General features: G+C 56.4%; 16 protein-coding genes. All 16 read left to right on the top strand.

Annotated elements, in window-relative coordinates:
- Positions 1 to 5: 5 nt before the first annotated feature.
- A complete protein-coding gene (locus tag VFE46_09450) occupies positions 6 to 299 on the top strand; it encodes a hypothetical protein (GenBank protein HZZ28212.1) in 294 nt (97 codons plus the stop codon).
- 70 nt (positions 300 to 369) lie between these two features.
- Positions 370 to 4,749, top strand: a complete 4,380-nt coding sequence (gene rpoC, locus VFE46_09455) for a DNA-directed RNA polymerase subunit beta' (GenBank protein HZZ28213.1) — start codon at positions 370 to 372, stop codon at positions 4,747 to 4,749.
- 57 nt (positions 4,750 to 4,806) lie between these two features.
- Complete coding sequence (locus VFE46_09460; protein ID HZZ28214.1) at positions 4,807 to 5,190, top strand: hypothetical protein; 384 nt, start codon at positions 4,807 to 4,809, stop codon at positions 5,188 to 5,190.
- A gap of 136 nt (positions 5,191 to 5,326) precedes the next feature.
- Positions 5,327 to 5,695, top strand: coding sequence for a 30S ribosomal protein S12 (gene rpsL, locus VFE46_09465; GenBank protein ID HZZ28215.1), 369 nt, complete (start codon positions 5,327 to 5,329; stop codon positions 5,693 to 5,695).
- A gap of 2 nt (positions 5,696 to 5,697) precedes the next feature.
- Positions 5,698 to 6,168: a 30S ribosomal protein S7 gene (gene rpsG / locus VFE46_09470; GenBank protein ID HZZ28216.1), complete on the top strand. Its 471-nt coding sequence runs from the start codon at positions 5,698 to 5,700 to the stop codon at positions 6,166 to 6,168.
- Between the two features lie 105 nt (positions 6,169 to 6,273).
- Complete coding sequence (gene fusA / locus VFE46_09475) at positions 6,274 to 8,364, top strand: elongation factor G (protein ID HZZ28217.1); 2,091 nt, start codon at positions 6,274 to 6,276, stop codon at positions 8,362 to 8,364.
- A 268-nt stretch (positions 8,365 to 8,632) separates the two neighbouring features.
- Positions 8,633 to 8,962 carry a 30S ribosomal protein S10 gene (gene rpsJ, locus VFE46_09480; protein ID HZZ28218.1) on the top strand — a complete coding sequence of 110 codons (330 nt, stop codon included), beginning with the start codon at positions 8,633 to 8,635 and terminating at the stop codon, positions 8,960 to 8,962.
- Between the two features lie 204 nt (positions 8,963 to 9,166).
- Positions 9,167 to 9,853, top strand: coding sequence for a 50S ribosomal protein L3 (gene rplC / locus VFE46_09485; protein ID HZZ28219.1), 687 nt, complete (start codon positions 9,167 to 9,169; stop codon positions 9,851 to 9,853).
- A 4-nt stretch (positions 9,854 to 9,857) separates the two neighbouring features.
- Positions 9,858 to 10,592: a 50S ribosomal protein L4 gene (rplD, locus tag VFE46_09490; GenBank protein HZZ28220.1), complete on the top strand. Its 735-nt coding sequence runs from the start codon at positions 9,858 to 9,860 to the stop codon at positions 10,590 to 10,592.
- On the top strand, positions 10,589 to 10,915 hold the full coding sequence (gene rplW / locus VFE46_09495; GenBank protein ID HZZ28221.1) for a 50S ribosomal protein L23: 327 nt from the start codon (positions 10,589 to 10,591) through the stop codon (positions 10,913 to 10,915). The genes rplD and rplW overlap by 4 nt, the downstream gene beginning before the upstream one ends.
- 22 nt (positions 10,916 to 10,937) lie before the next feature.
- Positions 10,938 to 11,798 carry a 50S ribosomal protein L2 gene (rplB, locus tag VFE46_09500; GenBank protein HZZ28222.1) on the top strand — a complete coding sequence of 287 codons (861 nt, stop codon included), beginning with the start codon at positions 10,938 to 10,940 and terminating at the stop codon, positions 11,796 to 11,798.
- Between the two features lie 41 nt (positions 11,799 to 11,839).
- Positions 11,840 to 12,169 (top strand): 30S ribosomal protein S19, encoded by a 330-nt coding sequence (gene rpsS / locus VFE46_09505; GenBank protein ID HZZ28223.1) that lies wholly within the window; start codon positions 11,840 to 11,842, stop codon positions 12,167 to 12,169.
- A 46-nt stretch (positions 12,170 to 12,215) separates the two neighbouring features.
- Positions 12,216 to 12,542 (top strand): 50S ribosomal protein L22, encoded by a 327-nt coding sequence (gene rplV / locus VFE46_09510; protein HZZ28224.1) that lies wholly within the window; start codon positions 12,216 to 12,218, stop codon positions 12,540 to 12,542.
- A 53-nt stretch (positions 12,543 to 12,595) separates the two neighbouring features.
- Positions 12,596 to 13,291 carry a 30S ribosomal protein S3 gene (gene rpsC, locus VFE46_09515; protein HZZ28225.1) on the top strand — a complete coding sequence of 232 codons (696 nt, stop codon included), beginning with the start codon at positions 12,596 to 12,598 and terminating at the stop codon, positions 13,289 to 13,291.
- Positions 13,230 to 13,646, top strand: a complete 417-nt coding sequence (gene rplP, locus VFE46_09520; GenBank protein ID HZZ28226.1) for a 50S ribosomal protein L16 — start codon at positions 13,230 to 13,232, stop codon at positions 13,644 to 13,646. Before rpsC ends, rplP begins: the two co-directional genes overlap by 62 nt.
- 44 nt (positions 13,647 to 13,690) lie before the next feature.
- The coding region (gene rpmC / locus VFE46_09525) for a 50S ribosomal protein L29 (GenBank protein HZZ28227.1) at positions 13,691 to 13,838 on the top strand (148 nt) is incomplete at its 3' end.

Consider the following 13,838-nt stretch of genomic DNA (forward strand, 5'->3'; position numbering starts at 1 on the left):
GAATTATGAAACGATTCGCATTAGCAATGGCGGTTGGGTTGGTGGTTTTCACCGTGGGTTGCGGTGGTGATGAATATGAAAAGCAATTCCAAGCCAGCATGGAGCACTTGCAGAAGACAGGCCTTCCATTATCACGCACTCCGGAGCCTCCCGCTGGCGCGCCTGCAACCGGAGGCGCCGAACAAGCGGCCGGGCAACCCACCGGCGGACAGCAACCGGGCGGCGAACAGCCGGCCGGCAGACAACCAGCTAACGGGCAGCCAGCCAACGGGCAACCGGCTGACCAAGTAAAGCAATAAGAAATTGGCAAACCATACATAATTTCGGCGACGCAAAACAGCGTTTAGATTTTTCATAAGGAGGATTTCTGTGAGCATTGGCGAAACCTCTTACGATCGCATCAACGATTATTCCGCGGTAAAAATCAGCTTGGCCCGGCCGCATGACATTCGCAGCTGGTCGTTTGGCGAAGTGAAAAAGCCGGAAACAATCAACTATCGCACCTACCGTCCGGAGCGCGATGGCTTGTTTTGCGAGCGCATTTTTGGACCGGAAAAAGACTGGGAATGCGCCTGCGGAAAATACCGCGGTATGAAATACAAAGGCATGATCTGCGATCGCTGCGGCGTCAAAGTCACTCACAGCCGGGTGCGCCGCAAGCGCATGGGGCACATCGAGCTGGCCGCGCCCACGGTGCACATTTGGTTCTTCAAAGCCATGCCCAGCCGCTTGGGCAATTTGCTCGACATGAAAACTACGAGCCTGGAAAAAGTAATTTACTTCCAAGATTACGTGGTTACCGATCCCAAAGCCACGCCGCTCAAGAAACAACAACTGCTCACGGAAGAAGAATATCGCCAGGCCCGCGAGCAATACGGCGAGGGGGCGTTCGACGCGGAAATGGGAGCTGAAGCGGTTCGCAAGCTGCTCTTGAACATGGATCTGGTCACGCTCTCCAAGCAACTGCGCGAAGACTTGAACACCACGAATTCCAAGCAGAAGAAAAAAGACCTGATCAACCGACTGAAAATTGTCGAAGCAATCCGCGATTCCGACAACAAGCCGGAGTGGATGGTGCTGGATGTCATTCCCGTCATTCCGCCCGACTTGCGGCCGCTAGTGCTTTTGGATAGCGGCAATTTCGCCACGAGCGACTTGAACGATTTGTATCGCCGCATCATCAACCGCAATAACCGGCTGAAAAAGTTGGTCGATTTGAATGCGCCGGAAGTCATCATTCGCAACGAAAAACGCATGCTGCAGCAATCGGTCGATGCGCTGTTCGACAACAACCGCTGCAAGCGTCCTGTGTTGGGCTCGAGCAATCGGCCGCTGAAATCGCTGACCGACATGATCAAAGGCAAGCAAGGCCGCTTCCGCGAAAACCTATTGGGCAAGCGCGTCGATTATTCCGCTCGCAGCGTCATTGTGGTGGGCCCCAACTTGCGCCTGCACCAATGCGGCCTGCCCAAGAAGATTGCGCTCGAGTTGTTTCAACCGTTCATCATTCGACGGCTGAAGGAATTGGGCCACGCCGACACGATCAAGTCAGCCAAGAAAATGCTGGAGCGCAAAGACGCCGAAGTGTGGGATATTTTGGAAGAGGTCATTCGCAATCATCCGGTGCTGCTTAATCGTGCCCCCACGTTGCACCGGATGGGCATTCAGGCGTTCGAGCCGGTGCTGGTGGAAGGCAATGCCATTAAATTACACCCGCTGGTGTGCAAAGGCTTCAATGCCGACTTCGACGGCGACCAAATGGCGGTGCACTTGCCGCTTTCCATCGAAGCCCAAGTGGAAGCGCACACGTTGATGATGTCGGTGCACAACATTTTCAGCCCCGCCAACGGCAACCCCATTATCAGCCCGTCGCAGGATGTGGTGATGGGGTGCTATTACCTCAGCGTGTCGCTGCCGGATCGCAAAGGCCAGGGCATGATTTTCTCTTCGCTGGATGAAGTGCAACTGGCATGGTCGCTGGGCAAAATCGACACCCACGCCCGCATTAAAGTGAAATTGGCGCCACATCGACGTTTGAAAGCCGATGGCGATACGCAAACCAAAGCCGGCGCCATCATCGACACGACGGTTGGCCGCGTGCGCTTCAACAGCATTTTGCCGCAGGGCATGCCGTTTTATAACCATCCGCTGCGTTCCAGCGATTTGGCGAAGGTGATTTCCGATTGCTACCAAATCCTGGGCCGCCGCGCCACGATCGATTTGCTCGACGACCTGAACATGCTCGGCTTCCGCGAAAGTACCCGTAGCGGCTTGTCGTTTGGCACTGACGATTTGATTACACCCCAGGCCAAGCCGCGCATTATCGGCGAGGCCGAAAAGGAAGTAGTCAAGCGCAACAAGTTGTATCAGCGCGGCATCATCACCGAAGGGGAACGCTACAACCAGGTGCTCGACGTCTGGACCCATGCCCGCGAACGCATCACTACGGAAATGATGGAAGCCTTGGAAAGCGATTTCCGTCGGCCCGGCTACGTGAACCCGATTTTCCTAATGGCGCATTCCGGTGCCCGCGGCGGCGTGGAACAAATTCGCCAATTGGCCGGCATGCGCGGTTTAATGGCCAAGCCCTCGGGCAAAATCATTGAAACGCCCATCAAAGCTAATTTCCGCGAGGGTCTCACTGTGCTGGAGTATTTCAGCTCCACGCACGGAGCCCGCAAGGGTTTGGCCGATACGGCATTGAAAACAGCCGACTCCGGTTACCTAACCCGTAAGCTGGCGGACGTGGCCCAAAACGTAGTCATTACCCAGCACGATTGCGGCACCACGCAAGGCATTACCAAGGGCGTGATTTATCGTGGTGAAAAAGTGGAGGTGAGCCTGGCCGACTCCATTCGCGGCCGTGTCAGCCGCCAGAATATTGTCAACCCGATCACCGACGATGTGGTCGTGAAGGAAAACGAGTTAGTCACTCCGGCGGTAGCGCGGCGGATCGAGCAGTTGGGACTGGAGCGCATTCAGGTGCGTAGCCCGCTCACTTGCGATGCCTCGCTGGGCGTGTGCCGGTTGTGCTACGGCATGGATTTATCCACTGGCTCGATGGTGGAAGAAGGCATGGCCGTGGGCATCATTGCCGCGCAATCGATCGGCGAACCTGGCACGCAGCTTACCATGCGGACATTCCACATCGGCGGCGTGGGCCAACGGGCGATCGAGGAAAAAGATTACAAAGCTAAGAAAGCCGGCACCGTGCAATTCGTGCGGCTCAAAGTGGTGCGGACCGAGGCCGGGGAGCAGGTGGTGCTCACCCGCAACGGCGAGTTGGTCATCCTGGATCCCAAGGGTCGCGAATTGGAAAAGTACGAAATTCCCGCAGGCGCCAATTTGAAAGTGGAGGAAAATGCGGAGGTGAAGCCTGGCCAAATCTTGTGCGAATGGGATCCCCACAGCATTCCGATTTTGGCGGAAGTCACTGGGAAAGTGCGCTACGAAGACGTCATCGAAGGCGAAACCATGCGCATCGAAAAAGACCCCAGCGGCCACATCCGCCGCATGGTGATGGAGCACAAGGGCGATTTGCATCCGCAAGTGGTGCTGGAAGATGAAGCCGGAAAAATTTTGGATTTCTACTATTTGCCGGAAAAGGCCTACATCGAAGTCAACGAAGGCCAAGCTGCTTCGGCCGGCACGCTGTTGGCCAAAACGCCGCGTGAAGTGTCCGGCACGCAAGACATTACCGGCGGTTTGCCTCGTGTGACCGAAATTTTCGAAGCCCGCAAGCCGAAGGACCCGGCCGTGATTGCCGAGATCGACGGCACGGTGGAAATTTTAGGCGAAAAGCGCCGCGGCAAGCGGACCATTATCGTCCGCAGCGAAAGCGGCATCGAACGGGAGCATTTGGTCAGCCACGGCAAGCACTTGCGAGTACACTCCAGCGACTTTGTGCGGGCGGGCGAAGCCTTGGTGGACGGCCCGTTGGTTCCACACGATATTTTGCGCATCTCGGGCGAGGAAGCCGTGCAGCAATATTTGACGCGCGAAATTCAAAACGTGTATCGCAGTCAGCGCGTCGATATTGACGACAAGCACATCGAAATTATCGTCTCGCAAATGCTCCGCAAAGTGCGTATCGAAAGCGTGGGCGACACCGGCCTGTTGCCCGGCAGCGTGATGGACAAGTTCGATTTCCGCAAAGTCAATCAGAATCTGGTGGGCTGCTTGAAAATTTCCGAAAAAGGAGACAGCGAATTCGAAGTTGGCGCCATTGTGCCGAAAGATACGCTGGAAGCGGCAAACACTCAGACCGAAGGCTTGGGCGGCACGGCGGCCAAGGGCAGCAAGCCCAAACCCGCCACCGCCAGCACGCAGTTGTTGGGAATTACGAAGGCGGCGGTGCAATCGAGCAGCTTTATTTCAGCCGCCAGCTTCCAGGAAACTACCAAAGTGTTGACCGAAGCGGCGCTGGCTGGCAAGGTCGACCGCTTGGTAGGCCTGAAGGAAAACGTGATTTTGGGTCACTTAATTCCCGCCGGCACCGGATTCAAAACGTTCCAAGAATCGGACGTGCGAATTCGCCGCGAGGCACTGGAAGCCCTGGCCGCGCAGAAGGAGCAAGTCCTTACCCGGGCCTTCCCGCTATTGGAAACTGCCGAAGATGGCAATGGCACGGCCGCCAAAACCAGCGGTACTATAGCCACGGTAACTGCCGAATCGCCAGCAGAGTCTGCTCCCAGCGGCTTGGACGCCTTATTGGGTGATAGTAACGGCTCCTCCGAAGGAACCGAGTAAAGTGCCAGCGCCTCTGTAGGTCGGTATAATTACTAACCAGCAGACGGAGGTCTACCCATGAGATACTTAGTGCGCGCCCGGCTGAAGCGTGGCTGTCGGCAATCGTTGTTGGAAGCTGTGCAAAACGAAACGCTCGGCCAAGGATCCGTGGCCGAGGGAGAATACCTGCGCAACATGCATGAGGCGCGGCAGTTTCCCGATGGCACGGCACGCTGGGTGGAGGTTTGCTACTGCCCAACTCCGCTTCAGGAAGAGCAGCCCTACTGGGAACAGTATTTTGAGTTAGTGAAAGTGCAAGATGCCCATGCCCGGGCTAATTGCCGCGACGAAAACGGCAGCGAACCCTGGGCTTGCGAAAACTGCGACTGCACCCAGCGGTTGGAAGAGCGTTTACAGCAAAGCGGGCCGCTGTTTCTAACAGAAATCGCCAAATCCCGGTGATTTCAGCACCCGGCGAATTTGGTCCCTGCAATTGACACCCGACGTGAATTGGGTATCTTAATGGATTCCAATTCACACGCCGCAGCGAACCACCCCTCACCCTAACTCTCTCTCCTAAGGGGAGAGGGAATTGTGCATGCCGACGATCAGCCAATTAGTGAAAAACCGCCGCCGGGCGAAGCGCAAGTTCAGCAAATCTCCGGTGCTCGATAAATGTCCGCAAAAGCGCGGCGTGTGCCTCATCGTGAAAACGATGACGCCCAAGAAGCCCAACTCCGCGCTACGGAAGATTGCCCGGGTCCGCTTGAGCAACGGCAAAGAAGTAACCGTTTACATTCCCGGCGAAGGCCACACACTGCAGGAGCACTCGATTGTGTTGATTCGCGGCGGCCGTGTGCGCGACTTACCCGGCGTACGGTATCACATTATCCGCGGCACATTAGATTGCCTGGGCGTGGAAGGCCGTAAGGGCAGCCGCAGCTTGTACGGAGCGAAGAAAGGCTAACGATGGGAAGAATTACCGCCAGCGGCACGACACTTAAGCCTGATCCGCGCTTCGGCGATGTGATGGCCAGCAAGTTCATCAACTGCCTGATGCACGATGGCAAAAAAAGCACGGCCCAGGGCGTGTTCTATCGGGCGTTGGATATCGTCAAGGAGAAAATGCCCGACAAGGAACCGATCGAAGTATTCAAGCAGGCCCTGGAAAACGTGAAGCCCAGCATTGAAGTGCGTTCCAAGCGCGTCGGCGGGGCAGCATATCAGGTGCCCATGCAAGTCAGCCGCAAACGGCAGGAATCGCTGGGCATTCGCTGGATTTTGGAATCCGTCCGCGAAAAGAAGGGCCGCGCCACTCACGAAAAGCTGGCCGATGAGTTGCTGGCCGCCTTCAATCGCGAAGGGGCCGCCATGACCAAGCGCGAAAACGTCCATCGCATGGCCGACGCCAACAAGGCCTTCGCCCACTTCGCTTGGTAAATGCCTGCTCGTACAATGGCCGCTTTCTGTCCACCAACAGGGCGGCCTATTTTACGCGCTGGAGTTGCACTTCCGACAATGCCATTGGACGCTTGATCAGCTAACATGCAACGCGACCTGCTAAAACTTCGAAACATCGGCATTATTGCCCACATCGACGCCGGCAAGACAACCGTCACCGAGCGGATGTTGTTCCTCTCCGGCGCCAAGCATCGCGTGGGTGAAGTCGATAAGGGGACCACAGATACCGATTCTGATCCCGAGGAGCAAGAACGCGGCATCACCATTTACGCCGCCTGCGTCACGTTTCCCTGGAAAGACGTCACCATCAACTTGCTCGACACGCCCGGCCACGTCGATTTTACGGCCGAAGTGGAACGCTGTCTGCGGGTACTGGACGGAGCGGTCGTGGTGTTCAGTGCGCGGGAAGGCGTTGAAGCTCAAAGCGAAACGGTCTGGCGGCAGGCCGACAAATACAAAGTGCCGCGTGTAGCGTTCATCAACAAATTGGATCGGGAAGGAGCCGATTTTGAGGCCGTTTACGGCGAACTTTCCCAACGACTGGCGGCCCATCCCGTGGCCATTCAAATTCCCGTCGGCCAAGGCCCGCCGCATGTGAAAGATCCGTTCCGGGGCATCATCGATCTGATCGAGATGAAAATGCTCACGTTCGGCGGCGAGCGCCAAAGCCGAGATTTAATCGCCGTAAATATCCCGCTGGAGTTGCGCGAGCGCGCCGAAAAGTGGCGCAGCGCCATGCTCGAAAAGTTATACGATTACAGCAACGAATTGATGGAATTGGCTTTGCAAGAAGCGCCGATTCCCTCGGAATTGATCCACAGCGTATTACGCAAGGCTACGGTGGCGTTGCAAGTGCAGCCGGTGTTGTGCGGCTCGGCGCTGCATGGCATCGGCGTGCAGCCTGTGCTTGACGCCGTTCAAAATTATTTACCCAGTCCGCTCGATGTGCCGCCGGTAGAAGGCCACGCCCTGGAAAAAAACAAGGACGGCAGCGACAAAATCGAAATCCGCAAGCCGTCGTCGGAGGAGCCATTTTGCGGGCTGGTGTTCAAGGTGCTGCCCGCGAAGACGGGCGACATTCATTGGTTGCGGGTGTACTCCGGCGCGCTTAAGCAAAACAGCCGCGCACTGAATTCCGGCAAAAATTTCAAGGAAAACGTCTCGCAGTTGTGGATTATTCACGCTACCAAGCGCGAAGAGCAAATCGAAAGCGTACAGGCCGGCGACATCGTCGGTGTGATCGGACCGCGGCAATCGATCACCGGCGACACGCTGTGCGATCCCAAAGCGCCGCTGCTGTTGGAAACCATTCAATTTCCCGAAACCGTCATTTCCGCCGCCGTGGAACCGGAAAGCACGGCCGACCGCAAAAAATTGGGCGAAGTGCTGGAAATGCTCAAGCGGCAAGATCCGACGTTCCGCGCCCACGAGAACGAGGAGACCGGACAAACGCTGATCAGCGGCATGGGGGAATTACATTTGGAAGTCATTCAGCACCGCTTGCAACGCGATTTCAATTTGCACGTGCGCGTGCACAAGCCACGGGTCAGCTACAAAGAAACGGTGAACGCGCCGGCGGAAGCGCTGGGCAAGTGCAATCGACAAATCGGCGGGCAGACGTTATTCGCAGAAGTCAAGGTGCGTGTAACGCCGCAGCATAAAGATGAGCCGTGCCACGTCTTCACCAACTGGTTCGTGGAAGATGGAGCGAAACAAAATATTATTCAACTAGTACTCTCCGCGCTCAAAGAAGCAGCCGAAGGAGGCGGCCTGAAAGGTTGCCCGCTGTGGAGCTGTTCTCTGGAATTGCTGCAGACGCCGCTGCCGGAGCCGCTGCCAGGCGAAGTGGCGCTGCGAATTGCCGCGGCCGATGCCTTTACCAAAGCGCTGCAAGCCGCCGGCGTGATGGTGTTGGAACCGATCATGGCCGTGGAAGTAACCACCCCGGAAGATCACTTGGGGGACGTGATCAACGATTTGCAGCAGCGGCGAGCCACCATCAACAGTACCGAAAGCCGCGGCGGAGCGACGGTGCTGGAAGCCGAAGCGCCATTGTCGGCGATGTTTGGTTACTCAGCAGCGGTTCGCAGCTTAAGCCAAGGTCGGGCCAGCTTTTCGATGGAACCGTTGAAATACGGCCCTGCCCCGCCGGAGGTGCAGGAAGGATTTATTTAGGTGTCTGGTCGTCTGGTGTCTGTTGCAAGGTTGTCTGATGTACGGTGGGATATGGTATCTAGTCATCTGGTGGTCTAGTCGTAGCAGCCAGATACAACTCCAAGACAAACTGAACGCCAAAGCCAAAATCTCGCCGAACCCCCCATTGACCTGTTTTTGTTGATCTTCTATCTTGGAGGGTTTCCCCCATGGACCGGGGTATGACAGGAAGTGTTGGAAGCAGTAGTTAGCGTAATACACCGGACACGATTCCGGCGGGAGTAGCAGCGTGGCGGGTCATTCGCACGAAATTATTCGCATCCGGATGGAGGCCTACGACCATACGGTGTTGGATCAAAGCGCGGCGGAAATTGTCGATACCGCCAAGCGCACCAATTCCGAGGTGCACGGGCCCATTCCCTTGCCCACGCGAATTGAACGGTACACTGTCCTTTCCAGCCCGCACATCGACAAAAAGGCGCGGCAGCAATACGAAATTCGCACGCATAAACGTGTGATTGACATTGTGCAAGCCACCGCCAAAACCATTGAAGCCTTGAACAAATTAAGTTTGCCCGCAGGCGTTGATATTAAAATCAAAGCCAGCACAGGCAGATAACGAATTGAATATTGATTTTTGCAGCGTCCTGACGACGCGATTTGAAAAAATTCTGGAAAACATTCACATGCCACGGAAGTTCAGTGGGTAATACGCAGCGAGGTCGGCGGCGACCTTGTAAGGTCGCACGACTGGCCAAGCGGGTCCGCTTATAAGGACCGCTTGTCTGCGCAAACCCAATGAACAACGCACGGGGATATAACGATGGCCATCGGATTACTCGGCCGCAAAGTCGGGATGACACAAGTGTTTGACGAAGCCGGAACCGCCATTCCGGTGACGGTAATCGAGGCTGGCCCCTGCCCCGTGCTTCAACTCCGCACTGCTGCCCGCGATGGTTACGAAGCGGTGCAACTTGGCTTCTCCGACATGCCCCGTCGCTTGGCCATTCGCAGCCGGCGCGGCCACGTGGCGAAGCTGGACAGCGCTCGCTCCAAAACCAGGGCGAAAGCCGGCGTGGAATTGTTGCCCAAGGCCGATTGCGAACCGCAACGGTTTGTCCGCGAGTTGGTTGGCCCGGCCGGCGAAATGACCATCGGTCAAAAACTAACCGTCGAGATGTTCGAAAAAGTCAAAGCCGTCGACGTGACTGCCACCAGCAAGGGAAAAGGCTTCCAGGGGGCGATGAAGCGGCACAATTTCAAAGGCCAACGGGCCACTCACGGCGTGAAAAAAGTGCATCGACATATCGGCGGCACCAGCGGCAATACATTTCCTGGCCGCACGTTCAAGGGAAAGAAAATGGCGGGCCAAATGGGCAACGTTCGCCAGACCAGCCGCAATTTGAAAGTAGTGCGCGTCGACAAGGAGAACAATTTACTGCTGGTGCGCGGAGCGGTGCCGGGCCCCAACGGCGGTTTTGTGCTGGTACGCCAAACGAACAAACTGTAACAGCATGCCAAAGCTAACCATCTACGATGCGAAGGGAGCCTCCGTGGGCTCGGTGGAAATCGAGCCGACCGATCTGGCTCCGCGCATCAACAAGCAATTGCTGCATGACGCCGTGGTCATGTATGAGGCCAACCTACGCCAAGGCACGTTCGCCACAAAAAGCCGCGCCCTGGTGGCCGGCTCCACGAAAAAAATGTACCGCCAAAAAGGCACGGGGAATGCCCGGGCCGGCTCGCGGCGCAGCGGCATTCGCCGTGGCGGCGGGCATATTTTTGCCAAAAAACCGCGCGATTTCGGTTATCGCTTGCCGCACAAGGCGCTGCAATTGGCCACGCGGATGGCCGTGGCGGCCAAAATTCGTGACGACCAAGTCACCGTGATCGACGATTTGAAATTCAGCGCCCCCAAAACCCGCGAAATGGCTGCCATTTTGAAAGCGCTGAAGTGCCACGAACACAAAAGTCTGCTGGTGGCCACGGCGGCACATGATGTCAATTTATACAAATCGGTTCGCAACATTGCAGGCGTGAGCATGTCGCCGGTGGCGGATTTAAACGCCTTAATTGTGCTGCGGCCGCAGCGATTGTTGTTCACCAAAGCGGCGCTGGAGTGGATTAAGGAACGGGCCGCAAAATCGGGCACGCAAAATTCTGACGAAGCGGCTGAAAAATCGTCGGCAAGGTCTGATGCCAGCAAACCGGCTGCAGCCAAGCGGACCAGGAAAAAGAAAGAATCATGACCGCCGAAGCAACCCACGAAGCAGCACAGGAAGAGCGAGGCCTATTGGCGTCGCATCAAGTAATTGTGCGCCCGCTGGTCACGGAAAAGGGGATGCACCGCTCCAGCCGATACAACGCCTACACCTTCGAAGTGAACAAGCTCGCCACCAAGGCCGATGTCCGCAAGGCCATTGAAGAACTATTTAACGTGAGAGTGTTGCGCGTGCACATTCAAAACCGCAAAGGCAAGCCGCGCCGGGCGCGCTTCCGCAGCGGCCGTACGCAGGATTGGAAAAAAGCCATTGTGAAGTTGGATTCCGAACACCGGATTGATTTCTTTTAATCATTGAAATTGAACGCTTGCCATGGGTATTCGCCGTTATAAACCGACATCGCCTGGACGCCGCGGCGCTACGGTCAGCGATTTCGCTGAATTGACGCCCGGCGCCGCGATGCCTCGCGCGCTCAGTATTCCCAAAAAGCGGCACGGCGGGCGCAACAACCAAGGCTTGATTACTGCCCGGCACCGTGGCGGCGGACACAAAAGGCGCTATCGATTGATCGATTTTCGCCGTGAAAAAGACGGGGTGTCGGCCAAGGTGCAATCGATTCAATATGATCCCAATCGCAGTGCCCGCATTGCCCTGCTCTTTTTTGCAGACGGCGAAAAGCGCTTCATTTTAGCGCCGGATGGCTTGCAAGTTGGCCAGGAAATAATGAACGGGCCCGATGCACCGCCCAAGGTTGGCAATTGCTTGCCGATGCGAAATATTCCGTTGGGTTTGTCGATTCATAATATCGAACTGCAGCCGGGCCGCGGCGCCCGTTTGTGTCGCTCCGCAGGTTCCAGTGCAGTGCTTATGGCCCGCGAGGCCGATTGGGCGCAAATCACCTTGCCCAGCGGCGAAATTCGCCGGGTGCCATCGGCAGGTCGGGCAACCATTGGCGCCATCGGCAATGCCGATCACATGAACATTCAAATTGGCAAGGCAGGACGCAACCGTTGGAAAGGTTGGCGGCCCTTTGTTCGCGGCACGGCCATGAACCCCATCGATCACCCGCACGGTGGCGGCGAAGGTCGCACCAAGGGAGGCCGGCATCCCGTTAGTCCGACAGGTAAAAGTGCCAAGGGTGGCGGCACGCGCAAGCGGCGGAAGCCGTCCAACTCGGCGCTGATTCGCCGCCGACGTTCGCGGCGCTACGGTCAAATCAAAATTCCATTGTAAAACTAAAATAGCCCGACTGTGTCAGTCGGGAGGAAATTTCCATGGGACGTTCCAAAAAGAAAGGGCCGTTTGTCGATCCCAATGTCTTCCGCAAGGTGGAAGCGATGGACTCGGTGAACAAAAAGGACCCCATCAAAACCTGGGCTCGGGCATGCACCATTGTGCCCGAGTTTGTGGGCCACACGTTCATGGTTCACAACGGTAAGTTGCACGTGAAGGTGTTTATTACGGAAGACATGGTCGGGCATCGGCTGGGCGAGTTCGCCCCTACGCGAACTTTCCGCGGTCACGGCGGCCGCATCAAGAAGGAAGCCGAGTCTGCCGCGGCGTCAGGCGGAGCTCCGGCCGCAGCTCCGGCAGGAAAAGCGTAATATCAACCCGGCGCTGTGACACCGGAATCAATGAACAACAGTCATCATGGCATACAAAGCAACACATCGATTTGCCCGCATTAGTGCCCGCAAGGTGCGCCCCTTGGCGAACTTGGTGCGCGGTAAATTCGCCGACGATGCGCTGGATATTTTGAAGTACATGCCGCACCGCGGCGCGCGGATGCTGGAAAAGGTGATTAAGAGCGCACTGGGCAACGCGGAAGATCGCCGGGCCAACAATGTCGGCAGCCTGGTGGTGAAGGATTGCCGCATCGATGGTGGGCCCATGTTCAAACGTATCCGTCCCCGGGCGCGGGGCATGGCGTTTATGATTCGCAAGCGAATGGCGCACATTTCGGTCGAACTGGAATAAACGCAACTTCAAAATACATTACCGCCTACTGCATACCGCATACGAGATTAGTTATGGGTCAAAAAGTCAATCCTGTCGCATTTCGCACCGGCATTATGGAAGGCTGGAAAAGCCGCTGGTACGCTTCCAAGCAGGAGTTTCGCGATCTGCTGTTGGAAGATTTCAAGGTGCGTAAATTCGTCAAGGAGAAATACAATTTCGCCGCCATTCCCAAGGTCGAAATCGAGCGCACCCGGGATGAAGTCAAAATTGTGCTACACACGGCGCGCCCGGGCGTAATTATTGGCCGCAAAGGTCAAGAAGTGGAAAAGCTCCAGGAAGAGCTGCAAAACCTGATCGGCCGCCGCGTGAACATCAAAATTGAAGAAATCAACCGACCGGAAATTTTCGCCCAGTTGGTGGCGGAAGATATTTCCGAACAATTGGCTAAACGGGCCAGCTTCCGTCGCACAATGAAACGGGCGATCGACACTTCGATGGAAGCGGGCGCAAAAGGAATCAAGGTTCAACTGGCAGGCCGTTTGGGTGGCGCCGAAATGGCGCGCCGCGAAAAGGCCATTGCCGGCAGCATGCCGCTGTCGACATTGCGGGCGAAAATCGATTACGGCTTTACCGAAGCCAAAACACCGCAAGGCCACATCGGCGTGCAAGTGTGGATTAACCAAGGTATGTACGAGGACCAAGCTCATGGCGATGATGCCCAAGAGGGTCAAGTTCCGAAAAAGCCAAAGAGGGCGTATAAAAGGTGAAGCCACGCGCGGCAATCGCGTGAGCTTTGGCGAATACGCTCTGCAAGCGGCCCAAGGAGGTTGGCTAAGTGCGCAAACCATTGAGGCTGGCCGTGTCGCTGCGCAGCAGTACATGCGCAACGAAGGACGGCTTTACGTGCGCGTGTTTCCGCACAAATCGATCACGAGTATTCCACTGGAAACCCGCATGGGTAAAGGGAAAGGCGAACCGGAGTTTTGGGCGGCCGTGGTAAAGCCGGGCACCGTTTTGTACGAGGTGGGCGGCCTTTCCGAGGAAGCGGCCCGCATGTGCTTTGCTCGGCTGGCACACAAAATGCCCGTGAAAGTTCGATTTTTGAAGCGCCGAGCGATGTAACAGTTTAGCCGCGTCGGCAACGACGCGCCGAGGCGGTGAGAATTATGGCCAAAGCCAAAGAAATTCGCGATATGAGCGACGAACAAATTAACCTTACTTGGAAGGAAGCTTCCGAGAATTTGTTCCGTCTGCGCATGCAAGCGCAAACCGAAAAGCTCGATGCGCCGACTGAGTTGAAAAAACATCGGCGAT

Source organism: Pirellulales bacterium (assembly GCA_035656635.1).
Classification (GTDB): domain Bacteria; phylum Planctomycetota; class Planctomycetia; order Pirellulales; family JADZDJ01; genus DATJYL01.